Source organism: Agrobacterium genomosp. 2 str. CFBP 5494, assembly GCF_900013495.1.
GTDB classification, from domain to species: domain Bacteria; phylum Pseudomonadota; class Alphaproteobacteria; order Rhizobiales; family Rhizobiaceae; genus Agrobacterium; species Agrobacterium pusense.
Map to the genome: position 1 here is coordinate 1,689,833 of NZ_LT009719.1, position 25,565 is coordinate 1,715,397.

A 25,565-nucleotide genomic window follows, 5' to 3' on the forward strand; every position below is an offset into this window, starting at 1 on the left:
GTGGAGCGAACACAAGACCGTCAGCCGCCGATGCTTGAAAAGAGCGCAGGCCGTTATTGAAGCGGCCTTGAATGCCCCATTTGCAAGCGCTACATTGCATCGGCCCGCAGCAAAAACAGGATGGTCGACAATGGATTTCAACCCGATAGCAACGCCACTTTGCCTTGCCATGCGGGAAAATCTTGTCCATGACCCACTTTATCACACTCTCCAATCTGTCCTGGTTCACGCCTGACGGTCGTTCGCTTTTCACCAATCTGAATATTGTATTCGGCCCGGAGCGTATCGGGCTTGTCGGTCGTAACGGCGCCGGCAAGACGACGCTCTTGAAGCTGATCGCCGGCGAATTGACACCATCTTCGGGTTCTGTCTCTGCACCGTCGGGTATCCACATCCTGCGTCAAAGCGTCCAGGTGGCCGAAGATGAGACGATTGCCGATCTCTTTGGCGCGCGTGATGCGCTCGCTGTGCTTGAACGGGCGCAGGCGGGTGGCGCGACGTTGGAGGAACTGGCCGATATTGATTGGATGCTTGAGACGAATATCGAGGCGGCACTCGCGCGCTTCGGCCTGTCCATGCCCGCGACGACACTGCTCGCCCAACTCTCCGGCGGGCAGCGCACCCGTGCAGCGCTTGCCGCTCAAATCTATCATGCACCGGAGTTCCTGATCCTCGACGAACCCACGAACAACCTCGACCGTGACGGTCGGACTGCAGTGATCGAACTTGTGAGCGGCTGGCGTCACGGCGCAATCATTGTCAGCCATGATCGTGAATTGCTCGAAACGGTCGACAGCATTGCTGAACTGACATCGCTCGGTATCAGCCGTTATGGCGGAAACTGGAACCACTACAGCGATCGCAAGGCACTGGAGCTTGACAATGCCAGGCATGAACTGGCCGAGGCCGAGAAGCGGCTCAGCGCCGTCGAGCGCAAGGCGCAGGAGACGGCCGAGCGGCAGGCTCGTCGCGATGGTGCAGGCAAAAGGAAGGCGGCGGAAGGAGGAATACCGAGAATTTCGGCCGGAGGGCGCGCCATGCGGGCGGAGCAGACAAGCGGTGACAACGCCGCCACGGCGCGCCGAATGACGGGGGAGGCCAAGGCAGACGTCGCAGAGGCGCGAGGGCGCATTGAGGTGCTTGAACCATTCATGCTGTCCATACCGTCCACCGGACTGGTGGCGTCAAAGACGGTTCTGCGGCTGGAAGACGTAACTGCCGGTTACGAACGCAATGCGCCTGTCCTGTCCGATCTGTCGCTTGCGATTACAGGTCCGGAACGGATTGCGGTGGCGGGGCCGAACGGTTCGGGAAAGACGACGCTGCTTTCCGTCATCACCGGGTCTCTCGCGCCATTTTCTGGTTCGGTCCGAGTTGAGGTTGCTTGCGCGTTGCTGGACCAGAAGGTCAGCTTGCTGCGACCCGGGCTATCCGTTCGGGACAATTTCATGCGTCTCAACCCGCGGTCCAGTGATAACGCCTGCCGGGCCGCTCTTGCCCGCTTCCTGTTTCGCGGCGACGCCGGTTTGCAGGATGTGCGGCATCTGTCTGGCGGCCAGATGCTACGCGCCGGCCTTGCCTGCATCCTTGGCAACCAGAAGCCGCCGCAGCTTCTCATACTCGATGAACCCACCAATCACCTCGATCTTGATTCCGTCGCGATCGTGGAGGCCGGCCTGAAAGCGTATGACGGCGCAATTCTGGTCGTCAGCCACGACGAGGCGTTTCTGGAGGGGATCGGCGTGTCCCGGCGGTTTGAGCTTCATGGACGCCGTCAAACATGAGCAACGCCGCGCATTTTAGCGCGGCATTTGGTCATTCGAGAAGCCAGCTCGACGGCCTGAAGAACGTCCTGAGGCTCTCTGTGCAGGCGATTGACGGCAGCACGCATCTTGATTTCTTGTTTCGAAACGGAGGCCACCCGCCACTGCGGTTCAGCGTTAAACCTGTGCCTGGCCGCCGTCCGCGAAGAGCTCGGCGCCGTTGACGAAGCTCGCATCATCGGAGGCGAGGAACAGCGTCGCCTTGGCGATTTCCTCGGCTTCGCCGACGCGACCGAGAGGGATGCGAGAGGCGAGATAGTCGAGCAGGCCCTGCTGCTGTTCCTTGTCGTCGCCTGCAAGTTCGACGAGGCCTGGTGTGCGCGTGGCGCCGGGCGAGATGACGTTGACGCGGATGCCCGTGCCCTTGAGGTCGAGAGCCCAGGAACGAGCCAGGTTGCGCACCGCGGCCTTGGAAGCGGAATAGACGGAAAAGGCAGCCGTGCCTTCGGTGCCGGCAGTCGAACCCGTCAGCACGATGGACGAGCCCTTGCCCATCAGCGGAAGTGCCGCCTGCACGGTCAGGATCACAGCTTTCACGTTGCGGCCAAAGGTGTCGTCAATCTGCTCCTCGGTGATCTGGCCGAGCGGCAGCATGGTGCCGCCACCGGCATTGACGATGAGGGCGTCAAGGCGGCCCCGTTCCGCCTTCACCTGGGCGAACAGCTTGTCGAGGTCAGCGTTGCTTGAGGAGTCCGCCTGTACGCCGACCGCGCCCTGTCCTATTTCTGCCACCGCTTCGTCCAGAGCGGCCTTGCGGCGGCCTGTGATATAGACGCGTGCGCCTTCGGCAGCGAACAACTTGGCCGTCGAAAGACCGATGCCGCTGGTTGCTCCGGTGATGACGGCGATCTTGTTTCGAAGCCTGTTGGCCATGTTAACTCTCCTGATGCTTGGGCGCGCGAAATGGTTCAGCCCGAATGCACGGCCTGTTGAAGTTCTGAATTTGCTCGGGATGTGGCGCTGGCCATTGGCCTCGTCACCGTCCGATGAGGAGAAGTTAGTTCGTCAGCCCGGTGGAGAGAAGCCGCTCAGGATGGAGACATTATCCATCTGGATGGATAGTCGTCTTCGTCACATCGCGCCGTGCGTCGACCGCTTCGAACACCTTCGCTGCCCATTCCGTGAAGGCGCGTAGCCGCGGATTTGGGAAACGATCAGCGGGATAGACGAGATGAAGGGGATGATTGTCCGGCTTCCAGCGGGCAGAAGTTCAACCAGCGCCCCGCTCTTGAAATGGGGCCGCGCGAAAAATCCGAAGCTTTGGCCAATTCCCAGTCCCGACAGCAGCGCGTTCAGATGCGCGGTGCTCTCGTTGACGGAAACGCCGCCAGAGGCCGGGAGATACTCGCTTCGCTCTTCGCCGCGCTGAAAACGCAATGGAAATCTCTTTCCAGATGACGCGGAGAAGTAGGAGACGATCCGATGCTTCTCGATATCGTCAGGTCGCTCCGGCAACTGCAGACCAGCCAGATAGGTGGGCGATGCGCAAATGACGTAGTCCAGCTCGCACAGCTTCCGCGCCTTCATTGATGAGTCACCCAGCGCCCCGCCGCGAATGACGCAATCGATACCCTCACTGACGAGATCGGCGGGGCGATCGCTGACACCGAGCATGAGATCGATTTCTGGATAATGGCGCTGAAAATCCGAAAGTGCCGGGATGAGGATCTGGTTCGCCAGCACAGATCCGATGTCGACGCGCAGCTTTCCTTTGGGTGTGCTGCGGGAGCCGGCAATAGTGCCGTCCATGTCATCGAGATCGGCGAGGAGCTTCAGCGCGCGTTCGTGATAAGCGACGCCCTCCGTGGTCATCGTGACCGACCGCGTGGTGCGCTCCACGAGCTTTGTTCCGAGATGTGCCTCGAGATCCTGCACCAGCTTGCTGACTGAGGACCGAGGAAGGTTCAGCATATCCGCCGCCTTGGCGAAGGACCCGGCTTCGGCGACGCGGACAAATGTTCGAATGGCGAGTATCTGATCCAAGAGAGGCCCAACAAGCAGGTGGAGATAATCTACATCTACACATGCCCGGCGAGCCCTGCCATGCAGGTTCTTGCGAAAGGTGGATAAATCTGCGCCATACGACGATATCCGAACGTTCATTCACGAACACAGGCAAAACGCCGCGTGTCCTTTCGGGCACGCGGCGATTTATCGTGAAACCGGATGGCAATTCCCTCGCGATCCGGTTGCGTTCATGCCTGTGCGTCAGCCGATCTTCACATTGTCGTCGCGCTTGATGGCGATGACGGTCGAGCGGGGCAGCTTGCCTTCGCCGTCCGGGAAGGGGGCGTCGGGGTGCTGGATGCCGACGAAGTGGGTGCGCTTGTCGGCGGACCAGGTCTGGCCGGTGACTTCGGAACCCTTCGGCGCAGTCAGGAAGCGCTCAATGCGGCCAGTGGCCGGGTCGCCCGCCAGCATCTGGTTGTTGCCCTGGCCGGCGAAGTTGCCTTCATTGGTGTCCTCGCCATCGGTCTGGATCCAGAGCAGGCCGGTCGAGTCGAACATCATGCCGTCAGGCGAATTGAACATGTTGCCTTCGTTGATGTTCGGGGAGCCGGCATAGGCGTCCTTGTGGACGGCGGGGTTACCGGCCATGCAGAACAGGTCCCACTTGAACTTGCCGTCCGCATGGTCGTCATTTTCCGGATACCAGCGCACGATCTGGCCGTATTCGTTCTTCTCGCGCGGGTTGGCGGCATTGATCGCCATGGCGTCGCCGCCGGCATTGGCGCGCAGCTTGCCGTCCTTCATTTCGCCGCGGCGGCTGTTGTTGGTCAGCGCGCAATAGGCTTCGATGGCGACGGGGTTGATGGCGACCCATTCCGGGCGGTCCATGGTCGTCGCGCCCACCTTGGAAGCGGCCTGGCGGGTGAAGACGCAGATTTCGTCGATCTTCATGCCCGTGGTTTCCGGCGTCAGGGCAAGCCACTCGCCGGCGCCGTCATCGGAGAACTTCGCGACGTAAAGCGTGCCTTCGTCCAGCAGCTTGGAGGTGTCGCCGCCCGGCACGTAGATGCCGCTGGAGACGAATTTGTAGAGGAACTCGCCGCGCTCGTCGTCACCCATGTAAACGACGACACGGCCGTCACGGGCGATCACCACGGCGGCGTTTTCATGCTTGATGCGGCCAAGCGCGGTGCGCTTGATCGGCGTGGACTTGGCGTCCGAGGGATCGATCTCGACCACGTAACCGGCGCGGCGTGGTTCATTGGGGTTCTTGGCAACGTCGAAACGGGCGTCGAACTTCTCATAGGCGTAGCGGGTCTCGGCGACGATGCCGTAACGCTTGTAATCGTCAGGCAGCTTGAAGGCGGCGTCGGTGGTGCCGAAATAGCCGTTGAAGTTCTCTTCGCAGGTGAGGTAGGTGCCCCAGGGCGTGCGGCCTGCGCCGCAATTGTTGAAGGTGCCGAGACAGTCGACACCCTTGGGGTCGGCGGCGGTCTTGACGAGATCGGAGCCTGCGGCCGGGCCGGAAAGCTTCATCGGCGTGTTGTGGTGGATACGGCGGTTGAAAGGGCTGTCGAGAACGATTTTCCAGCCATCCTTGTCTTCCGCGACTTCCATGACGGTGACGCCCTGCATGTTCTGCAGGATCTTCACGTCGTCGGCCGTCTTCGGGTTGCCTTTTTCGGCGTGCGGCAGGTTGGTTTCCGGGTTCACATATTCATGATTGACGGCGATCAGCTGGTGGTTGCCCACCACGAAGAGTTCCATGCCGTCGGTATTTTCGCCGAAGACCTTGTCGGAATTTTCAACGCTGACGCCCTTTGCGGGGTCGAGATCAGGAACGTTGGAGAACAGCGGCTGGCCCCATTTCGTCAGCGGCTTCCAGTTATAGCCTTCCGGCACATGGATGGTGTGGTCGGTGGCGGCGGCAACCGGCTTGAAGGGGAAACGGCCGACGGCGGCTTCCTGCGCTTCGGCCGAGGTGCTGCTCATCAGGTTGCCGAGCGTGCCCATTGCGGCTGCGGCCGAACCGAAGGCGAGCACGCCGCCCAGAAAGCCGCGGCGGGAAATCGCGGTTTCGACCACGCGGTCGAAATCGGTTTCGGCCGGCGGCGGGTTCTGCAGTTCGTCCCACTCGTCCCAGGACAATTTGCTCGTATCGATGTCGGTCATATCGTGTCTCCACCGTTCAATGTTTGGAATCATTCCAACAGGCTGCGTACCTTCCGAGTGTTTCACTCGGATGACGGGAAGACAGGTTTAAAATATGATTGTCGCGGTTATGAATCTGCTGTTTTTCCCTCAATGCGGGATGAGCACGCGGGTGAGAAGCTGGCCCTCGAAGCGGCAGAAACGGAAAGGAACCTCCGTTCCGCACCGCCATTCCTCGCTGAGTTCGGCCGTCAGGCACAAGGATCCCGAGCCATTTGCGTCCAGGCGGGATAATTCGGCCGCGTCGAAAAAGAACAGCTTTTCCACCATGGGATACAGCGCCTTGAACAGGCTTTCCTTGGCTGAGAAAATCAAGCCGGTGATGAAGGGATCGATAATGTTGCCAAGGTTGTAGCGCTCATTTGCGGTCAGGAGTTGTGGGGCGATATCGCGGGCCTCCTCCTCTGTAAGCATTTTTTCGATATCGACGCCGATAGCGCGAAACTGTCGACAGCAGCCGACAAGCGCAATCGCCGTACCCTGGCTGTGGGAAATCGCGCCAATCACCCCTTCAGGCCAGAGAGGCGCACGGTCCTCGCCCATACCGGGAAAGATGGAACGGCCGGTCAGGCGGCGGATGGCTTCCGCAGCGCATCTGCGCCCCGCGATGAATTCCGCCTTGCGTCTTTGCGTGGCGCTTGAAAGCTGCGGCGGCAAGGGAGGGACCTCGCCGCCGCAGCCCTCATCGGCGCTGAAACGAAGGGTAAGGCAATGGCAGCCGCATATGTCGTCCGGCCAAGGCCAGATGGCCTCGGGTGGATCGCCGGAGATGGCGTCGCGATGAAACGCCGTTACAACGTCCATGTCCCTAACTCTCAATCCAACGGCTCGAATTCAAGCCGCAAGCGTGGCACCGCCATCAACAACGATCTGCTGCATCGTCACGTGCCCGGCCTGATCGGAGGCGAGGAACAGCACGGTATCGGCAATATCGTCCGGCCTTGCGATCTTGCCGAGCGGAATGCCGAGCTTGAACTGCTCGGGCAGGCCGGCGACCAGCCGGTCCTTGCCGGCGGGATCGCTCAACATGCCGGCAAGCATCGGCGTATCGGTGGAGCCGGGTGAAACGACGTTGCAGCGCACGCCATAGGGCGCAAGCTCGAGGGCGGCGCAATGGCTGAGGCTGACCAGCGCTGCCTTGGAGGCGCAATAGGCCATCATGCCGATGCGCGGCACGACGGCGGCATTGGAGCCGATATTGACGATTGCGCCGCGCCGCTGCCGTTTGAAGGTGGCGCTCCACTGTCTCAGCATATGGAACGCCCCGGCAGCGTTGACATCCATGCACGCCTTCCAGTCTGCGGGCGTCAGGCTTTCACTGTCGCCGAGCCGCAATATGCCGGCGGCATTGACGAGAATGTCGAGCCCGCCCCATTCGGTCTCGATCGCCTTGCAGGCCGTCTCCACCGCCGCCGCATCGGTGATGTCGAGTGCGATCTGGCGGAAGGGCGCTTCCGCCGTTCTGGCCTGGAGGTCGAGGCCGATGAGATCGGCCCCTTCCTCGATGAAACGTTCGGCGATGCGGCGACCGATGCCCTGAGCCGTACCCGTTACCAGCACGCGCCGCCCGGTAAATCTCTGTTGCGTCATCTTTTTTGTCCGCTCAGGCCGCGAGCCGCTTTTGGTCGATCAGCGTCCACCAGGCGGAGAGAGTGGGCACACGCGCAAGCTCATCGAAGCCGAGGGTGACGCCGCGTTCCTTCAACTCTCCGGCAAGCTTCATCACCTGCAGGGAATCCAGCCCGTAGAAGATCAGGTTTTCGTCGGGGTCGATATCGCTCTCATCCTCCACCATCTGCAGGACGCGGGCTTTCAGCCATTCGCTGATATCGTCGCCCTTTCCCGCGCCGACAAGGCTTGCGGCATCGATCACCACGCCGCAGCGTGTGGCCACATATTGCAGCGCCATGCGATGCTCCGCCTCGGAAAAATCGGCAACGCCATCACCGATCATGAACGGCTGGATGTCCTTCATAAAGGCTTCCACTGCCGTCATCATGCAGCCTATATGGGCATAAACGCCGCCGACGATGATCTGATCACGGTTCCAGCCCTTCATACGTTCGGCAAGGTTGGAGCGCTGGAAGGCGCTGTAGCGCCATTTGGTCAGCACCACGTCGTCAGGCGTGGGGGCGAGCTTGTCCACCACCTTCTGCAGTTCGGGATCAACGACAGTCAGACCCGGTCCCCACATGTCGTTCAGAAGAGCGCGGTCGCCAGGCGGCTGATTATGCGGCTGGGCGGTGTAAATGACAGGGACACCGTTCTGAACGGCCCATGTCTTCACTTTGGCGAGATTGTCGATGAGGGTCGTCATCAGCTTGCCGTCGGCCTCGTAGAACCGCAGGAAATAACGCTGCATGTCGTGGATGAGGAGTACGGCGCGTTTCGCATCGGGCTGCCATTTTGTCTTGTTGGCCGGAAAACTCGCGGCGACCGGCATGGGATAGTCGGAAATGGTGGGGATCGTCATGATGACCTCGGTTTGTGCGGCACCGGCTGGGCTGGCGCATTTAGGAACATGGGGACGCCATTTTGGCATCCCTTTCGATGGGTGCGGAATGTCAGGCGCTGACGGCGACGGGGGTCGTCAGCAGATCGCGCAGGCGTTTTTTGTCGATTTTTCCGACGGCGGTGAGGGGCATGGCGTCGATGAAGCGCACACGATCCGGCAGCTTGTAATCCGCGACGCCGAGGCCGGCGAGGTGCTGGCGAATAGCCGGCGCCTTGAGAGCGGGATTGCGAGACACGACGAAGACGCAGCTCTTTTCGCCCAAAAGTTCGTCCTGCATGGCCACCAGCGCCGCATGGGTGACATCCGGATGCCGCAGGATCAGGTTTTCCACCTCTTCCGAAGCGACCTTTTCGCCGCCGCGATTGATCTGGTCCTTCACCCGCCCAACGACCCGCAGATAACCTTCGGGGGTGCGCTGCACGACGTCGCCGGAATAATAGAAGCCATCCTTGTCGAAGACCCGGGCGCTGTGTTCGGGCGCGCGGTAATAGCCCCGGAAGGTATAGGGGCCACGCGTTGCCAGCATGCCGGCTTCGCCCTCGGGCACGTCGTTGCCGTCCTCGTCGACGATGCGGATTTCGTCATCCGGGCTGATCGGTCGTCCTTGCGTGGTGAAGACGATATGGTCGGGGTCACCGAAGCGGGTGTAGTTCACCAGACCTTCCGCCATGCCGAAGACCTGTTGCAGATCGCAGCCCAGCACTTCCGGCACCTGGCGGGCCAAAGCCTCGGCGAAGCTTGCACCGCCGACCTGCAGGAGCTTGAGCGACTTCAGCCTTTCGCGATGGGCGGGCGCAGCCTGCAGCCACAGCGCGACGGCCGGCGGCACCAGCGGCACAATGTTAACGCCGTGTTTTTCGATGAGATCGAAGCAGGCAAGTGGTTCCGGATTGGCAGCCATGACCACCGCACCGCCGGCGTGGAACACACCGAGCGCGCCGGGCGAACTCATCGGGTAATTATGCGCCACCGGAATGGCGCAGAGGAAGCGGGTCTCAGGCGAAAGGCCGCAGATTTCCGCACTGGCCCGAACGCTGTAATCATAGTCGTTATGCGTCCGGGGGATCAGTTTTGGCGTACCGGTGCTGCCACCGGAAAGCTGGAACAGCGCCACTTCATCGGCGGCGGAAGGGGCGTAAACGGGTGGGTTTTCGGCAGGGGCGGCCAGTTGCCGTTCCAGGCTCAACCGCGGATCTGTTTCGCCATGCAGAAGGGTCACGGTAAGCCCGGGAGAAGCCGCCTTCAGCGCCTCCAAAAATGTGTCATTGGCGAAAAGCTCGTGGCTGCGCGAGCCGATCACCAGCTTCGGCGCGATCTGCTCCGCATAGGAGGTCATTTCCAGCCGGCGATGGCTGAAAAGTGCGTTGACGGGCGCCGCGCCGATCTTAATCAGCGCGAAAAAGACGAGATAGAACTCGGCAATGTTAGGCAACTGTACCAGCGCGGTGTCGCCCTTGCCGATGCCAGCGGCGGAGAGATGTCCGGCCAGATTGGAGGATTGCCGGTCGATATCCGCGTAGGTGAAGCGGCGGTCGCCGCAGATCAGGGCCGTCGCGTCCGGCCGGCGCTCGATCTGTTCGGTGAGGATGCCGCTCAGCGGCCTGTCGATCCAGTAACCGCGCTCGCGGTACCGGCGCGTCAGATCGTCGGGCCAGCGTTGAAATTCGATTGTCATGGTTTGTCCCCGGGAAATCAGGCAGAAAGACCGCAGGCGTTCAGCATGGTCTTGAGTTTGGTCTGCACCTCGGCCCATTCGGATTCGGGCTCCGATGCCTCAACGATGCCGGCGCCGGCAAAGAGCCGCACCGTTTTTCGCTGCACGGTGCCGCACCGGATCGTCACCACCCACTCGCCATTGCCCTCAAAATCCGTCCAGCCGACCATGCCGGTGAAGAGGCCGCGCTCGAAAGGCTCGACGAAGCGGATAAGGCGATGGGCGCGCTCGGTGGGGAAACCGCAGACGGCTGGCGTCGGGTGCAACAGGCACGCAAGCTGCAGGGCATTGGTTTCGGGGTCGGCGAGGCGGCCTTCGATGCGGGTCGAAAGATGCCAGAGGGCTGCCGTGTTGATGAGGGAGGGTTTTTCAGGGACATCGAGTTCCGCGCAGACCGGCGAAAGCAGGGAGCGGATATCCTCGATAACGAGGCTGTGCTCGTAGTGGTCCTTTTCCGAAGCCGATAGCCGCTCGGCGTTGGCCTTGTCCGCGGCGGGGTCGACCATCCGCTTTGCCGATCCCGCCAGCGGGTTCGAGATGATGTTCTCACCCTGCTTGCGAATCAGGAGTTCCGGGCTGACGCCGATGAGGTCGCCGCCATCGGGCAGCGGAATACGGAACTGGTAACCTTCGCGATTCTGTTTGGCGAGACTCGCCAGCAATCTCTCGACATTGACCTCGGAAGCGAAGGTGAGTTCGCGCATGACGGAAAGTACCGCCTTACGGACATCGGAATGGCGGAAATTGACGATGGCGTGCTCTACGGCGCGTTTAAAGCCGGTCTCGTCCGGCAGGCTGTTCTGGCCGACAAGCGCGGGCATGGCCGAATCGGCGACGACCGGCGCGGTTTCTCGTGGGCTCCACTCATGGTTGTTCGGTATATAAAGGCATGAGGGTTCGCTGACATCGAAGGGTATTGCCCCAATGGCGATCGGATTGTCCTGACCAGCCCGGCGGGCCCGTTCGAAAGCGGCTTTAATCGCTTGCTGCAATGGGCTGCCCGTATCTTCTCCGCCGCGGGCCGGAAGCGTTATCCTTTCGCGGATTCCTTTGGCCCGCAACTGCCCGGTACCGGAAGTGAAAAGAAAATCTCTATTAAAATCAGCAATTTCGTCGGATTCGACGTCATTCGTCCTGAGTGCTCCCGTTTTCATGGGATGCCTCCTGTTCGAGTGGTTGACGATGGCTTATACTTGATTATGATAATCATGTTTTGTCAATCGGTGCAAATTCACATGCTAAATTTAACTCCGATGCAGGTGGCCTACTGGGTCGGTCGGGAGACGGATGGGATACTCGGAAAAGTTACGCCCCATCTTTATCTCGAGTTCGAGGGGCGAGCTCTGGAGCTGGAAAAACTGGCCGTTGCGGTCGGCAGGCTTTGCCGGCGCCACCCGATGCTGAGCCTCAGGATCGATGCGGAAGGGCGTCAATCCGTCGATCCTGATGGTCGCCCGCTGCATCTCGATGTGGAGGACATGACGGCGCTTGATGCGGAGACGCTTGCGCGCCGGCTCGAGATCAAGCGCCACGCGTGGAGCCATCGCGCGACGGATCTTCGCACTGCGCCGCCTGCGGCGATTGCGCTCAGCCTGTTGCCGCATGGCCGTAGCCGGCTGCATGTGGACACGGACATGTTGGCCATCGATCCGGCCAGCGTGCGGATATTGATGGAGGACCTCGCCCGCCTTTACGACGAGGCGGACAAGGATGAGACCGCGCGTCCCCCGGCGGCGCAGCCATCCTTCTTCGACTGGACGAAACGCCTTGCGGCCGATCCTAACCTCAAGAGCGTGCGGGAATACGACCGGTCGTGGTGGCGGCAGCATATTGCGGATATTCCGGACGCGCCGCCGCTTCCATTTTTACCGGAGGATGCGTCACGCGCCGTTCATACGGACCGTTTTGCCACGATGCTTACGGTCGTTGAACGTGACGGTCTTGAACGGGCTGCGCGGCGTTGCTCGGTAACGATGTCGACCCTGTTGCTCGGTGTTTTTGCCGTGGCGCTGTCGCGGGCGCTCGATTCCGAAAATTTCCGGCTCTCCGTCCCGGCTTTCTGGCGTGCACCCTTGGTTGAAGGGGTTGATTCCATCGTCGGTGAGTTTTCCAACGTGCTGGTGCTCGGCGTCGATATAAGACCCGCTGAAAGCGTCGAAGCCCTTCTCGGGCGGGTTTTCGATGACATGAACGGCCTGCTTGCCCATCAGGCCTATCCGGGCGTCAGCATCATGCGCGACCTCTCTCGCCTGCGCGGCGGTTTGCAGACCTCGCCCGTGGTTTTTACCGCCGGTGTCGACCTGCCGGGCGGCGATCTGTTTTCACAAAGGGTTGGGCAGCTGTTCGGCCCCCTGGTCCACACGGTATCGCAAGGGCCGGGGGTTGCGCTGGACGCGCAGGTCGCGAGGCTTGATGGCGGCCTGCTGATAAACTGGGATGTGCGGCTCGATGCGCTGCCTGAACCATGGCTTCGCGCCCTGTTTAAAACCTACGTGGGTCTCCTTCGCCGGCTCGCTGATCACCCGGAGCTCGTTGAGGAAAGCGTGGAACGATTTGGCGCTGCGATGCCCGAACAGCTGGCCGAGAAAAAAGGAAACGCCATGGAACGTCCGCTCTCGCCGCTGCAGAAGGCATATCTTCTCGGTCGCGGCACACATCTGCCGCTCAGCGGCGTGGCGATGCAGGAGTTTCGCGAATATCGCGGCAGCATCGACCCCGCCCTGCTGCGGACCCGCCTTTCTGCCATGGTCGAGAGACATGAAAGCCTGCGCACCCGCATCGACGAGCGGCGCCTCGTGCAGATCGTGTCCGGGGAAGCGGAGATCAACCTTGATATGATCGATCTCTCGGATATTTCCCCGGCGACAGCGGAAGCGAGGATCGACGCCGTCAGACGGGATTTTTCCCACGCCCATTTTGATCTCGCCGCCTCTCCCTGGCGGGTCACGGTCTTCCGCCTGCCGGCGTCCGAAGCAAAGGCTGATCATGTCGTGGTGTTCCTGCGTTTTGACGCTCTCATCCTTGACGGGCGGGCGATAGCCAGCCTCGCAACGGAACTTTTCGACGGTGTCCTGCCGGTCGCAATCGCCGCTGCGGCTGAAACGCCAGGAGAGGATATCGCAGCCGCCCGTGCCGGGGACGCGGCCTATTGGACCGAGAAGCTGAAAGAAGCTGAAGTGCCCTCGCAGTTGCCCTGGAAAGCACCGCTCGAAACCATTCCGACGTCGCGATATAGCCGCCAGAGTCTGATTGTCGAAAAGCAGCGCTTCTCCGCCTTTGCGCGGGCCGGTGCGAAAGAGCGCCTGTTCAAGAATTCGGCGCTCACGGCGGTCATTCTCGAGGTGCTGTCGCTCTGGCTGAACGAGGGTGCGCTGGTGGTCGGCATTCCGGTTGCGCCGCAGGTGGACGGGGCCTTCGCCAACCGCTCCAGCTTCATCGCCGTCCAGTGGAACGCGGCAAAAGACGATTTTGCCGTGCGGGCGGCGGGCCTGCAGAGGGATGTGCTGGAAGGGCTGAACCATCTGGCTTTTTCCGGCATCGATCTCAATCGCGTGCTTCTCAATGCGAATGCGGGCGGGCTCGCCCTGCCTGTGGTGATTACCAATGGTCTGACGTGGCCGACGCTGTCGCCGGATTCGGCCATGCGCTGGACGGACGGTTTGACGCAGACGCCGCAGGTCGCTCTGGATTTTCGCTTTTCGCAGAATCCGAAGGGCGATCTCGTCCTCGATATCGACTATGCGGAGCAGGCGATCGATGCGGCGATGGTGGCGGATATTCTCGCAGCCGTCGAGCGCGCGATTGCGGGGATCGCGGATAGCGGCGCTTTCGTCCTCAACGGACGCGATATTGTCGACCTGTCCCATTACCGGCTGAATGGCGATGAAGGAAACTTCGTCTGCCCGCCATTTCTGGAACGGATCGCCGGCCGTCTTTTCGCAGGAGAGCCGTCACGCACCGCGCTTGTCAGCGGCAAGCGGCGCATCGCCTATAGCGAGCTTGGCGAGATGGTGGCGCGCGTGATTACGGGCCTAAGGGCGCGCGGCATCGGTCGGGGCGATGTCGTGGCCATCTGCCTGCACCGTAGCCCCGAACACACGGCGATCACGCTCGCCGCGGCCCTGATGGGGGCGGTCTGGGTGCCGGTCGACGCCGGTTCACCCGACGATCGCCTGCAGTATCTGCTGACCAATTGCCGCCCGGCGCTCATCGTCGCCCACCGCCTTCCGCAGGGTTTTGACGCTGTCGATCCGGCGGTGCTTCTGTCCACGCCCGCTCCGGCTGGCGCACCGGTCTCCATGGCGGAGTTAGCGGCGCTTTCCCGAAGCGAGGGGCCTGCCTATTTCCTTTACACGTCTGGCACGACAGGCAAACCGAAATGCGTCGTGCTTTCCAACCGCGCCACGGCCAATGTCATTGGCGGCACGCTGGCGGAATGGGCGGTGACGGAACGCGACGTATTCATCTCGGTCACCCCGCTGCATCACGACATGTCGGTCTTTGATGTTTTCGGCGCGCTCGTTGCAGGGGCGACGCTGGTGCTGCCGGAACCCGGAGAGGAAAAGGATGCGGTACGCTGGAACGAGCTGGTCGCAGAACATGGTGTCACGCTGTGGTGCTCCGTGCCTGCCATCCTCGAAATGCTTCTCGCCTGCCGCCGCGGTAACCAGCTATCGTCGCTCCGGCTTGTCGCGCAGGGCGGGGACTATATCAAGCCTGTTATCATAGAAGAGCTTCGCCGGCTGAAGCCTGACCTGCGGCTGATATCGCTCGGCGGGCCAACGGAAACGACGATCTGGAGCATCTGGCACGAGATTGTTGCGGAAGATGTGGCGGCCGTGCCCTATGGCCACCCGCTGCCCGCCAATCGTTATTTCGTCCTCAACGATCACGGCGGCCATTGCCCGGCGGGCGTCGTTGGCCGCATCCATACGGCCGGCGTGAATGTCGCGATCGGCTATCTCGAGGACGGCGCGATTACCCAGACGGATTTCGTGACGATTACCGATCCGCAGGGAAACAGCGTGCGCGCCTTCCGAACCGGGGACCGCGGCCGCTACCGGCCGGATGGCAAGATCATGTTCGCGAGCCGTGTCAACGGTTACGTCAAGGTGCGGGGCGTGCGCGTCTCGCTGCCGGATGTGGAAAACGAGCTGATCCGCCACCCTTCTCTCCAGAGGGTTCTGGTGGTGGATTACGGTGTCGAGCAAAAGGGCGAGGCGGCCATCGGCGTGCTTTATGTCACGGCACCCGGCCTCGAACTCACCACTGCCGAACTGCGCGACTTTGCCCGCCGGCATCTGCCGGAATCGCATGTGCCCGGCCGGTTTCTCAAGGTTGACGATCTGCCGCTTTCGACCAATGGCAAGCCCGACCGCCGTCGCGCCCGTGAACTCTTGACCGGTGGAACGGCTGACGCGGAACCGGCAAAATTCTCCGCCTCTGTGGTTCCCGACGTCGATCACGGCGACCGCCGGGTGCTGGATATCTATCTCAGCGTATTGGGTAAAGAGCCGGCAAATGTGGATGCAGACAGCGACCTGCTGGCGCTCGGACTTTTGCCGTCGCACCTGAAAACCGTCTCGGCCGAAATTCGCGCTGTCTTCGGTGTTGACCTGACACCGCAGCAGCTTTTGCGGTGCCGCAACGCCAGGCAGGTGACGTCGCTCATGGCCGTACGGGCGGCGTGAATCCCATCATTTCGGGTGGCACTTCGCGCCCGGCAACGAAAATAGTGCAAGGAAAAACAGATGGCGCATATCGATCCCGCCGGCGGCTGGCTTCCACTGACGCAGCCGCAGCTCGATTTCTGGGAGGAGTTTTCCTTCCATCCCGACGAACCGGTTTCAACCGTCGCCCATTACATCGATCTTTCCGGTGCGGTGAATGAAAGCGCGCTCCTTCAGGCGATCACACGCACCGTGCGCGAATCCGAAGTCCTGTCTATCCGCTTCCGCGTCGGCGATGATGGCGAGACGCCGCAGCAATGCTGCGACCCAAGCCATGCCCCGGTTGTGGAACTTGTCGATCTCCGCGGCAATACCGCTCCGCTGGAGGAGGCTTTGCGGCGCATGAACGCGGATGTGGAAGCGCGGCTCGATCTCACGGCCGACAGGCTCTCGGCGCAGCTCCTCTACCGTATCGCCGATGATCGTTACCTTTGGTATATCCGCGCCCATCATATCGTCGTTGATGGTTATGGGCTGACGCTGGTGGAGCAGCGCTGCGGCCAGCTTTACGGGCACTATTGCGGCAAGGGTGAAGCGGGTCCGGATTTTCACCCCTTCGGCGATTTCCTGGCGGAAGAGGAAGCCTACAAGCGGAGCCGGCGTTTCGAAAAGGATCGCGATTTTTGGACAGCCTATCTCGCCGCACCCGCCGATCTGCCGGTGCTGGACAAGGATTGCGAGGATTATGGCGGCGGCGGCCTGCATGCGGATGCGGCCTTGCTGCCCGGTTTCAGCACGCGGTTGCAACGACTGGCCGGCGCACTGGAGATTGGCTGGCCCGATCTTCTGGTGCTGCTTTCCGGTCTTTATCTCCACCGGGTGCTGCCCCGTCCGGATCGTGATGTCCTGACACTGTGGCTGCCTTTCATGAGCCGCTGGGGCAGTGTCGGCGCGCATATGCCGGCCATGCTCGTCAACATCCTGCCGTTCCACCTCACCATCGAGCCGGGCGAGGACGTCGCCGCATTTCTGACACGCAACGCCGCCAATCTGCGGAAGCAGCGCCTGCACGGCCGCTACCGCATTGAACAGATCGCCTCCGACCGGGAAATACCGAAAGGCCGGCGCTTCTTCTTCTCGCCGCTCATCAATGTCCTGCCGTTCAGCGCGCCGGTGTTTGCCGGGCTCACCGTTGCCAGGCACATTCTGGCGAATGGTCCCGGCGACGGGTTCAACCTTACCTTCCGTGGTGAAGATGACGGCAGCGAACTGAACCTGCACATCGATGCGGACTCGGCGCTGACACAAGCTGAAGACTTCGCCCGCTACCGTAAAGAGCTGCCATTGTTCCTCGATGCCATGCTGCGCGAGGAGGCCTTGGCGCTTGCGGCGGTGGAGGCGTCCACGGCGTTCCGCCTGGCGGTCTGAGGTGTGACGGCGTGCGGATGCAGGGGCCGCGCAAAGACATTCTCATCAGCGTTCAAAGACAAAATAACCCGGCTCCGTCAGGCGAAGCCGGGTTTTCCTTGGCAGGTCCGGCTCAGGCGAGCGTCGTCAGCACGCGGTCCGAAGCCCCGGTTTCCGCAAAACGGCTGAAGATGCCGCTGGTGGTGCTGCGCAGCCGCTCGACATCCTCAGGTCCGTAACGGTCCGAGCGGTAGCTCATCAGCACGCGAATGGAGCGATCGCCGCCGATCGTCTCTTCCATTACCTCGAACTGCAGCCCCAGCATGGATTCGTGTTTGTCCGGATCGATCTGGCGGAATTCCACCGCCCTGCCATCCGGCCCCGCAAGGGCGCCGTTCAGCTTGTTCTTGGCGTGGATCTGGATGAAGACCTCGAACAAATGGTCGCGACCCGGCGTCATGCCCAGTGCTTCCTCCACGAGATCGATCGGGATTTCGCTGTGTTCCAGCGAGCCATTGATGGTGTTCTTCACCGAGGAAATCAGTTCGCCGACGGTCATCGTTTCCGTGAAACGAACGCGATGGGCGACGACCGTGGTGAAATAACCGATCGTATCGAAATAGTTGCTGTCGGTGCGGCCCGAAGCCGAGGTGCCGACCACGAGATCGCTCAGCCCGCCGAGATGGCGCAGCGATGCGGCAATCGCGGCATAGACCACGTTGAACAGCGAGGCGCTGTTCTGCCTGGCAATGGCGTAAAGCCCGTCGCTGACATGTTTTTCCAGCTTGAACTCGATCCAGCCGCCTGCCGGTGCTTCGTCCTGCGATGCCTCGTGCGGTGTGCTTTCCTGTCCGTTGAGAGTAAGGCCTCTCGGCGCATCCCGCAACATATCGGTCCAGTAGGCAAGGTGGCTGGAATTGACGCCTGACGCGACCTGTTGTCTTGCAAATTCGTGGAACGGGGCTGGTCTGGTCGCAAAGACCGGGGCCATGCCCGTCGCCCTTGCCCGGTAAGCCTCGGTCAGCTCGTCCATCATCAGGTTCACCGACCATTCGTCCAGCACGATGTGATGGAAGAGGAAGGAAAGCACCTGACGGCCGGTGTGGGGGTCGCGCAGGAAGCGCAGCCGCATCGGCAGTTCGCGCGCCAGATCGAAGCGCCAGCCAGCCTCGGCGTGGCGGTCCACCCCTTCGCTTTCTTCGCTGGTCCAGAACCATTTGTAACCGGGCAGATCATGCATTGGCACGATCCTCTGCAGAACCATATCGTTTTCGACGTAGAAATGGGTCCGCAGGCCAGGATGGCGCTCGATTATATCGAGGAAGGCGCATTCGAAGGCGGTCTCATCGACCGGATCGAGGAAATCGAGCGCGAAGGGAATGTTGAAGATTTCGCCGAAACCGAAAGCGGCATAGGCTTTCCAGAGCGACATCTGCGCCAGCGAAAGCGGCGCGGTCAGCGAGCCGCTCGCCGTCGCGTCCGCCTGCGCAGGCGCAGCGGTTGCGAGCCGCGTCGCCTGTTTTGCGAGCGTGGCGGCGGTCGGGTAGCTGAACAGATCGTTGAAACGCAGCTCGATGCCGTGATTGGCGAGAAGGCGGCCGATGATGCGGGTCGCGATCAGCGAATGGCCACCGAAATCGAAGAAATCGTCATCCGGCCCCATGTCGGGTGAGACGAGCGCTTCACGGAACTCGGCGAGGATCGTTTCGACGGTGTCGTCCTTCTGAGCGGACGCACTGGGCGAAAGGGCTGCCTGCTGCGGTGCTGCCGCGGTGTCTTGAGGGACGACCTCGGAAAAATCCGTGCCGCCTTCAAGATGGCTGACGAAGCGCTCCAGGAGGAAGGCCGTCGCATGTGGCGATGTTTCCCTGCCGCCCGTCAATTCAAGGCGGATCTCGCCCGCGGCCGTCGGCCCGACGGCAAGTGTCAGGCCGAGGCCGGATTGCAGGGAGGGCAGGGGCAGGTGCTCGAAGTGAAGACCATGTTCCGATATGGCCTGCACAGGTGTCGCAAGCGCCTGCAGCGTTAAGGTGACCTTTGCGCCTCCATTGTCGATTCGTTGCTCCAGCCCCGATAGCACGGCATTTTCAGCCTGTTCGGGCGATTGGTCGCGGGTGATCGCTATCCGCGCCACGGACTCGGCTGAAATCGGCGTGGCTGCGCCGAGGCCGGGCCGCAGGCGAAGGGTTACTGTTTCGGGGCCACCGCTTCTTGCCAGGAAAAGTGCAAAACGCGATCCGGCACGCGCGAGGATCGCGTTTGCAGCCGTGGAGCTGTGGAGGCCGAGCAGGGAAGCCGCAAGGTCGACGCCATGGCTATGGCTCGCCGGCCTGTCAATTGTGTTCTGCCGCAGCGCCACGACGGTCGAGCCGGTGGCCGGACGTTGCAGCCAGCCAAGCGGAAGCGGGTCGACGCTGTCACTTTCGACCGCACGCGGCGAAAGCGGTTTCGGCGTTCCACCGGCATAGGCCGCCGTAATACCGTCCAGCAGGATCTGCGGCGAGAGGACCTCGCCCAGCAGGGCATGGACCAAAAATGCCAGCAGGATTTCACCTTCGCTCAAAAGCACGACGGCCTGGAAAGGCGGGTCGGTCTCGGAATCAAAGGGCCTCCCCTGAAGGTCGTGCAGCAAAGTCAGTGCCTCCTCTGCCGAGGGGACATGCAGCAGCTGCACGATGGATGCGGATGGAGCCTCAATACTCTTGGCAAGCGTACCGTCCTCGCCAAAGGCAAAGCGCGCACGAAGCTCGGGCCAGACCTCACAAACCGTCTTCAGTGCCGAGGTTAGACGCAGCAGATCGCATTCTTCACCGATCCGATAGGCGAGAAGCTGCCGAAAAACCTGATCGGGATCCTGAAACTGTTCGAACCAGACCCGTTCCTCATATTGGCTCGGCGGGGCCTCCCCTTCGTTGTCGAAGCCTTCTTCGATGCGACGTGCGAGCATACGTGTGTTGTCTGCTGCCATGGTCCTCTCCTTGGTATAGTCGGAAATCGCGCTCCGGCGCGAAACGTGCCGGTTCGCGGGATCAATGTCCCGCGCGCGACCGTTCGATGAGTGCCTGCCACGCGGCAAGCGTTGGCCGCCGGGCCAGATCGTCATAAGCGAGCCGCGCTCCCGCAAGCTGTGAAAGCGGCTGCATCAGGCGCATGAGGGCAAGCGAATGAAGCCCATAGCCGAACAGGTTGTCCCCCGGTTCGATATCGCGCACTTCATCTTCCAGAACCCTTGCGAGAAGGGCTCTGAGTTGCGTCATAATCGCTTCCGCATCCCGCATGGCAGCCGTCGTGATTGCCGGGTTACTCATCGAAATGATCGTGAACGCCGCTCGCGCCGCGCCGCCAGTAGCCGGAAGCACGGGTCCATTTGGGGTTGGCGCCAAATTCCTCGACCAGAAGGGCGCGAACCGCCTTTGCGGTCTTCGATTCGCAGGCGACCCAGCTGAAGAAGTCGCCCTTTGGCAGTTCGAGCTGGCGCAGGGCGCTCGTTAATGCGTCGTGGTCGGTTCCGTTGTCCGGCCTCTGCGTTACCCAGACGATCGATGCGTCCGCCCTGGTTACGAGCTCCAGCCGGTCCGCCTCCGTTTCGACTTCGATCAGCGCCACGACGGGTGTGCCCGCAGGCATCTCCTCCAGTCGCCGTGCCAGCGCGGGGAGGCCGGTATCGTCAGCGATCAGCAGGTGCCAGTCATAGGTGAAGGGAACGGTGAAGGAACCGCGTGGGCCGGCGATCCACGCCTTGTCACCAACTTTCGCGCTCTTCGCCCAGTTGCTGGCCGGGCCATCGTGATGGGTGGCGAAATCGATGGCGAGTTCGCCTTTTTCGGCATCGAAGCTGCGCGGCGTGTAGTCACGCGCCAGCGGCCGCGGCGCGCCTTCCGGGAATTCAATGCCGTTCGGGCCAATCACCGGCAGGGTCGGTTCGGTTTGGCCGGGCTGGGGGAAGAACATTTTGACGTGGTCGTCAAAACCGAGGCTCGTAAAGCCCTCCAGTTCCGGCCCGGTCAGCACGATGCGTACCATGGACCGGCTGAGTTTTTCGGTCCGCGCCACGTCCAGCGCGCGCAGCTTCACGGCGTGGCGGTGGCGTTTGGGAGTGCGGTCCGGAAGGGCGGAATCCATGGTTTCTGGCATGCTCATGCTGCTGTCTTTCCTGGGATGACGCCGGCGGGTTCGGCGGTCTCGCTGTCCCGGGTCGGCGTGCCGGATGATCGCGCGTTGGGGTTCTCATCCGGCGCGATATTCCGGCGTCGTTGCGTCAAGATGCGCGGACCATAACAGGCGGTTTCCGCCCCGGCAATATAAGTTTCTTCGAAAACTCAAGTTTATGCCCGGCACGTGATCGTGCCGGGATTTTTCGGGCAGAAAGGTGGTCAGCGGCGGCCTGCCCAGCTTTCCACTTCATCCAATGTATGGAGCGCGCTCGGAATGGAAGGCGTCGTCACCCTGGTGGAATCGAGGAAAACAATCCTTTTCTCGCGTGCCGGTTTTACGAAACGCTCCCAGCCGGGAATGATCTTTTCAAGCGCGGCGCGGGTTCCCGCCTCGCCGCGGGCTGGGCTGGTATAGCTGTTCATCACCACAAGCAGATCGGGATTGAGCTTGCCGAATGCTTCGGCGCTCAGCGGCATCATCAGGGTCGAGCCCATTCCGCCCGAAGAGGCGGTACTGTCGATCTTCAACCTGACATAACCGAGATCCTCTATTGCCTGCACCGCGCCGGACATGTTCCCCACGGCGTTGATCTGGTCCGTCAGCAGGATCGCGAGATAAGTCTTGCCGTTGATATCTTCACCCAGCGTCTTTTTGACGGCGGCGAGCTTGGTGTCATAAATCTTCCGACGCTCAGCGAAGACATCGCTTCGCCCAACCAGACCTGCAAGGTCTTCCTCCACGCTGAAGCCATAGGCTTTGCCGGCGCTTGCCTTTTGCAGATAGACCGGTGCGACTGTGGAGAGCTGTTCGGCCTTGCCGCTGTCCATTTCCGTGGCGACGATGAGGTCCGGTTGCAGCGCCCGCAGCTTTTCGAGGTCGATTTGGCCGACAGCGCCGAAACCCTTCGGTTTCGCGTGGCCTTCGCCAAGCACGGTATCAACGAAATCGACGGCGGTTGCGAATTTGCCGTCGCTGTTGCGGCCATAGGCGCCGACCACATCAGCGCCAAGATCCATCAGCGGCACGCCCAGAAGCGGCTCGTGCATGACGACAATGCGCTGCGGCTTTTCCGGAACGGAGACGGTGCGGCCGGCGGCATCGGTCACGCTGCGCTCGGCGGCGAGACTCGTTCCGGCGGCCAGAAGTGCGGCGACGAGGATGGCAATTCGCATGGCATTCCCTTTATTCGATATATTAGTGAGCGGTGGTTCTGCGCAACGCCTGCAGGCGCAGCGTGAGGATGAAGAGCGGCACGCCGATCAGCGTCAGAGCAAGGCCAATCGGCATCGGCACATCCGCCACCAGCCCGCGCGAGAGCGTATCGGCGGCGACCACCAGAATGCCGCCGGTAAGCCCCGACAGGAAAAGCCTGGCGCGGCCGACGGCGGGCGAAACGAAGGTGGCGAGATGCGGGGCGATGACGCCGAGAAATGTCAGCGGGCCGACGGCGGTAACGGAGGAGGCGCTTAGAATTACCGCAAACACAATGACGAGCGGTCGCGAATGCCTGACGGTTTCTCCGAGTGCCATGGCCATCTCGCTGCCAAGATCGAAGACGGTAAGTGCCCGGCCAATGAGGAAAATGCCGGCAAGGCTTGCTGCAAAGAGGGGAGCAAAAACGATGATGGTCGGCCAGCTTGCCTGAAACAGCGAACCGGCCATCCAGTCCGCCAGCGAAAGCGAGGTCTCGGCTGGCGTATAGAGCAGAAGCACCGATGAGACAGAGGAAAGCGCCGACTCAATTGCGATGCCCATCAGCAATATGGCAAGGCCGCTCGAGCGTTCGCGCCCGACAAGTGCGATTAAAAGGAAGGCCACGGCCAGGCCTCCGCCGACAGCCGCAAGAGCCACCAGCATCTTGGGGGCCGTCGGCACCAGCACCAGAAGCAGCATGATAGTGGTCATCGACCCCTGGCTCAGCCCGAACAGGCCGGGATCGGCGAGCGGATTGCGCGCGACGGATTGCAGCATCGCGCCTGCCAGCGCCACACTCCAGCCAGCCATGAAGCCGAGCAGGATGCGCGGCAGCCGTACCGTCCACAGCGCATAGGCCTGATCATCGCCGAGATGCCCGCCGGCAAACCCGTGCAGGAGATCAATAAGGCCCGTTTCGGTATTGCCGAGGCTGACGGACACGGCGGCGATCGTCAACGCCAGCGCAACCAGCGTCAGGCCGGCCGTCAGATTGCCAATGCCGATCTGCAGCCCGCCGGGCAACCTGAGAACGGCTTTCCCGTCCGTGGCGAAATCCCGTTTCACGATAGCCCCCTTGCCGAAGGCGACAGATAGAAGCGCTTGACGATGACGATGAAAACGAGGCCGCCAAGCAGGTCCATGAACAGCCCGGTATTGACCACGTAGGGCGCAAACAGGGTTTGCGCGCCAAGATCGGCGAGCACGCAGATGCTCGCGCCGACAAGCGCGGAGGCCGGCAAAGCAAGCGTGAAATTCACGCCGACCAGCGGCCGGATCATATGTGGCACGATAAGGCCGACGAACCCGATCGGGCCGCAGATCGCTACCGCCGAGCCTGACGCCAGCATGGTGGCAAACAGTGCGAGCCGGGAAATACGCGTGACATTCACGCCGGCGGAAGCGGCTTTTTCCGCGCCCAGCAGAACGAGCGTCAGCGGCCGCGCGACCGATAGCAAAATCACCATTGCAATGGCGCCGATCCACCAGAAATCGGTGAGCCGTTCGATATAGACATGGTTGATATTGCCGCCAACCCAGCTCAGGAATTCGGCCCGCCGCGTGGGGTTGGAAAGAAGCAGGGCGTTTGTCACGCCGATCAGCAGCATGGAAACCAGCGCTCCGGAAAGGATGAGCGACAGACCGCGCGGATCGTTCACCCGCCCGGCAAGACGCGCGACAACGAAGCAGGCGGCAAAACCGAAGCCGGCGCCCGCAAGCGCGGCAAGGCCCTGTGCCTCAGCAGAGAGATCGAACAGCAGCGCGCCGGCGATCACGAAAAGCGTCGCTCCGGCATTCAGCCCAAGGGTCGAGGGCGAGGCGAGGGGATTGCGGGCAAGCCCCTGCAGCACGCAGCCGCTGACGGCGGTTGTGGCGCCCACATAGATGGCAATCAGCGACCGTGGAATTTGCTGATAGAGGAGCACCGATTGCTCATAGCTGTCGGCCTCCCCGCGCCAGAGTGTCGCCATGACTTCGGCAGGCGGCATGTCGCCGGACATGACGAACAGATTGACGGCGAGGATGGCGGCCAGCAACAGCGCCGCGGCAAGGATCAGCGTTGTTTTCGCGATCATGCCGGAATGGCCTGTTCCTGTCGTTCCAGCCGGGGCACGCAGATGAGACGCCCCTGTCTGGAAAATATATCGGCTTCGAGGTCGAAGATTTCAGCGACATTTTCGGGTGTGACCGTGTCTGCTACCGGCCCTGATGCCAGAACCTGCCCGGCCTTCAGCATGATGACGTCGTCGGCGAAAGTGGCGGCGAGGTTGAGATCGTGCAGCACGACGATAACGGTCTTGCCGTGCCTGTCGGTCAGCTCGCGCACAAGGCCAAGAACGGCATATTGATATTTCATGTCGAGATGGTTGACCGGCTCGTCCATCAGGATCACGTCCGTATCCTGCGCCAGCACCATGGCGATGAAGGCGCGCTGGCGCTGCCCGCCGGAAAGCGTGTTGACCTGCGCTCTCGCCTTGTCCTCCAGCCCGACTGTCTTCAGCGCCCCGGCGAAAAGCGCCCGGTCACGCTCGCTCGGGCCGCCGGCAAGGCCGTAGCGTGCATAACCGGCAAGCTCGATCAACTCGCCGAGCGTCATATAGTCGGGGCAATGGCATTCCTGCGGCAGATAGGCGATGCGGCGCGCGAGATCCCTGCGTCCGATGTCGCCCAGCGAACGCTCGCCAAGCCTTATCGCGCCCGATGACAAAGGCACGAAACCCATGATGGTTTTCAACAGCGTCGACTTGCCACAGCCATTGGGGCCGACCAGCGCCGTGACGCGACCGCTGTGGAAGCGGCAAGAAAGCCCACGCAGGACGGGAACGTGGCCATAGCTGGCGTGAAGGTCCGTGGCGTCAAGCACCGGATACAACTCCTGTTAGTCATGCGCTCATGCGTCGAGACGCCACATGAGGATTATAAGTCTT

At 61.8% G+C, this 25,565-nt stretch carries 17 protein-coding genes and 1 pseudogene; 3 read left to right on the forward strand and 15 right to left on the reverse strand.

Annotated features, from left to right (window positions below; translation table 11 throughout):
- The first annotated feature begins 188 nt into the window (after nt 1-188).
- Entirely contained in the window at nt 189-1,784 is a 1,596-nt protein-coding gene (locus AGR2A_RS22695; RefSeq protein ID WP_072493086.1) for an ABC-F family ATP-binding cassette domain-containing protein, read from the forward strand.
- 156 nt (nt 1,785-1,940) lie between these two features.
- Here the strand turns inward: AGR2A_RS22695 and AGR2A_RS22700 are convergent, their stop codons facing one another.
- From AGR2A_RS22700 to AGR2A_RS22735, 8 genes and pseudogenes are all read right to left on the reverse strand, one after another.
- Nucleotides 1,941-2,696 (reverse strand): SDR family NAD(P)-dependent oxidoreductase, encoded by a 756-nt coding sequence (locus AGR2A_RS22700; protein ID WP_072493085.1) that lies wholly within the window; start codon nt 2,694-2,696, stop codon nt 1,941-1,943.
- 169 nt (nt 2,697-2,865) lie between these two features.
- A pseudogene (locus AGR2A_RS22705) lies at nt 2,866-3,806 on the reverse strand (LysR substrate-binding domain-containing protein).
- Between the two features lie 225 nt (nt 3,807-4,031).
- The gene (locus tag AGR2A_RS22710; RefSeq protein WP_072493084.1) at nt 4,032-5,945 is read right to left on the reverse strand and encodes a PhoX family protein; all 1,914 of its coding nucleotides are present in this window, start codon (nt 5,943-5,945) and stop codon (nt 4,032-4,034) included.
- 129 nt (nt 5,946-6,074) lie between these two features.
- Nucleotides 6,075-6,788 (reverse strand): 4'-phosphopantetheinyl transferase family protein, encoded by a 714-nt coding sequence (locus AGR2A_RS22715; RefSeq protein WP_072493083.1) that lies wholly within the window; start codon nt 6,786-6,788, stop codon nt 6,075-6,077.
- Nucleotides 6,789-6,818: 30 nt separating this feature from the next.
- Nucleotides 6,819-7,574, reverse strand: coding sequence for a 2,3-dihydro-2,3-dihydroxybenzoate dehydrogenase (gene dhbA, locus AGR2A_RS22720; protein WP_072493082.1), 756 nt, complete (start codon nt 7,572-7,574; stop codon nt 6,819-6,821).
- Nucleotides 7,575-7,587: 13 nt separating this feature from the next.
- The gene (locus AGR2A_RS22725) at nt 7,588-8,457 is read right to left on the reverse strand and encodes an isochorismatase (RefSeq protein WP_072493081.1); all 870 of its coding nucleotides are present in this window, start codon (nt 8,455-8,457) and stop codon (nt 7,588-7,590) included.
- A 91-nt stretch (nt 8,458-8,548) separates the two neighbouring features.
- Nucleotides 8,549-10,174 (reverse strand): (2,3-dihydroxybenzoyl)adenylate synthase, encoded by a 1,626-nt coding sequence (locus AGR2A_RS22730; RefSeq protein ID WP_072493080.1) that lies wholly within the window; start codon nt 10,172-10,174, stop codon nt 8,549-8,551.
- A 17-nt stretch (nt 10,175-10,191) separates the two neighbouring features.
- A complete protein-coding gene (locus AGR2A_RS22735) occupies nt 10,192-11,367 on the reverse strand; it encodes an isochorismate synthase (protein ID WP_060942283.1) in 1,176 nt (391 codons plus the stop codon).
- Nucleotides 11,368-11,448: 81 nt separating this feature from the next.
- On the opposite strand from AGR2A_RS22735, the gene AGR2A_RS22740 reads away from it, so the two are divergent.
- Together AGR2A_RS22740 and AGR2A_RS22745 are read left to right on the forward strand one after the other, a co-directional pair.
- Entirely contained in the window at nt 11,449-15,903 is a 4,455-nt protein-coding gene (locus AGR2A_RS22740) for a non-ribosomal peptide synthetase (RefSeq protein WP_072493079.1), read from the forward strand.
- Between the two features lie 60 nt (nt 15,904-15,963).
- Nucleotides 15,964-17,310, forward strand: coding sequence for a condensation domain-containing protein (locus tag AGR2A_RS22745; protein WP_072493078.1), 1,347 nt, complete (start codon nt 15,964-15,966; stop codon nt 17,308-17,310).
- A gap of 112 nt (nt 17,311-17,422) precedes the next feature.
- On the opposite strand, the gene AGR2A_RS22750 is transcribed toward AGR2A_RS22745, so the two are convergent.
- The 7 genes from AGR2A_RS22750 to AGR2A_RS22780 form a co-directional block, all read right to left on the reverse strand.
- Complete coding sequence (locus AGR2A_RS22750; protein ID WP_072493077.1) at nt 17,423-20,257, reverse strand: condensation domain-containing protein; 2,835 nt, start codon at nt 20,255-20,257, stop codon at nt 17,423-17,425.
- Nucleotides 20,258-20,318: 61 nt separating this feature from the next.
- Entirely contained in the window at nt 20,319-20,597 is a 279-nt protein-coding gene (locus AGR2A_RS22755; RefSeq protein ID WP_034496885.1) for a phosphopantetheine-binding protein, read from the reverse strand.
- The gene (locus tag AGR2A_RS22760) at nt 20,590-21,429 is read right to left on the reverse strand and encodes a siderophore-interacting protein (RefSeq protein ID WP_072493076.1); all 840 of its coding nucleotides are present in this window, start codon (nt 21,427-21,429) and stop codon (nt 20,590-20,592) included. Before AGR2A_RS22760 ends, AGR2A_RS22755 begins: the two co-directional genes overlap by 8 nt.
- Nucleotides 21,430-21,662: 233 nt before the next feature.
- Complete coding sequence (locus AGR2A_RS22765) at nt 21,663-22,616, reverse strand: ABC transporter substrate-binding protein (RefSeq protein WP_072493075.1); 954 nt, start codon at nt 22,614-22,616, stop codon at nt 21,663-21,665.
- A gap of 22 nt (nt 22,617-22,638) precedes the next feature.
- Complete coding sequence (locus AGR2A_RS22770; protein ID WP_072493074.1) at nt 22,639-23,703, reverse strand: FecCD family ABC transporter permease; 1,065 nt, start codon at nt 23,701-23,703, stop codon at nt 22,639-22,641.
- Nucleotides 23,700-24,713 carry a FecCD family ABC transporter permease gene (locus AGR2A_RS22775; protein WP_072493073.1) on the reverse strand — a complete coding sequence of 338 codons (1,014 nt, stop codon included), beginning with the start codon at nt 24,711-24,713 and terminating at the stop codon, nt 23,700-23,702. The genes AGR2A_RS22770 and AGR2A_RS22775 overlap by 4 nt, the downstream gene beginning before the upstream one ends.
- Nucleotides 24,710-25,510, reverse strand: coding sequence for an ABC transporter ATP-binding protein (locus AGR2A_RS22780; RefSeq protein WP_034496875.1), 801 nt, complete (start codon nt 25,508-25,510; stop codon nt 24,710-24,712). The genes AGR2A_RS22775 and AGR2A_RS22780 overlap by 4 nt, the downstream gene beginning before the upstream one ends.
- Between the last annotated feature and the right edge of the window lie 55 nt (nt 25,511-25,565).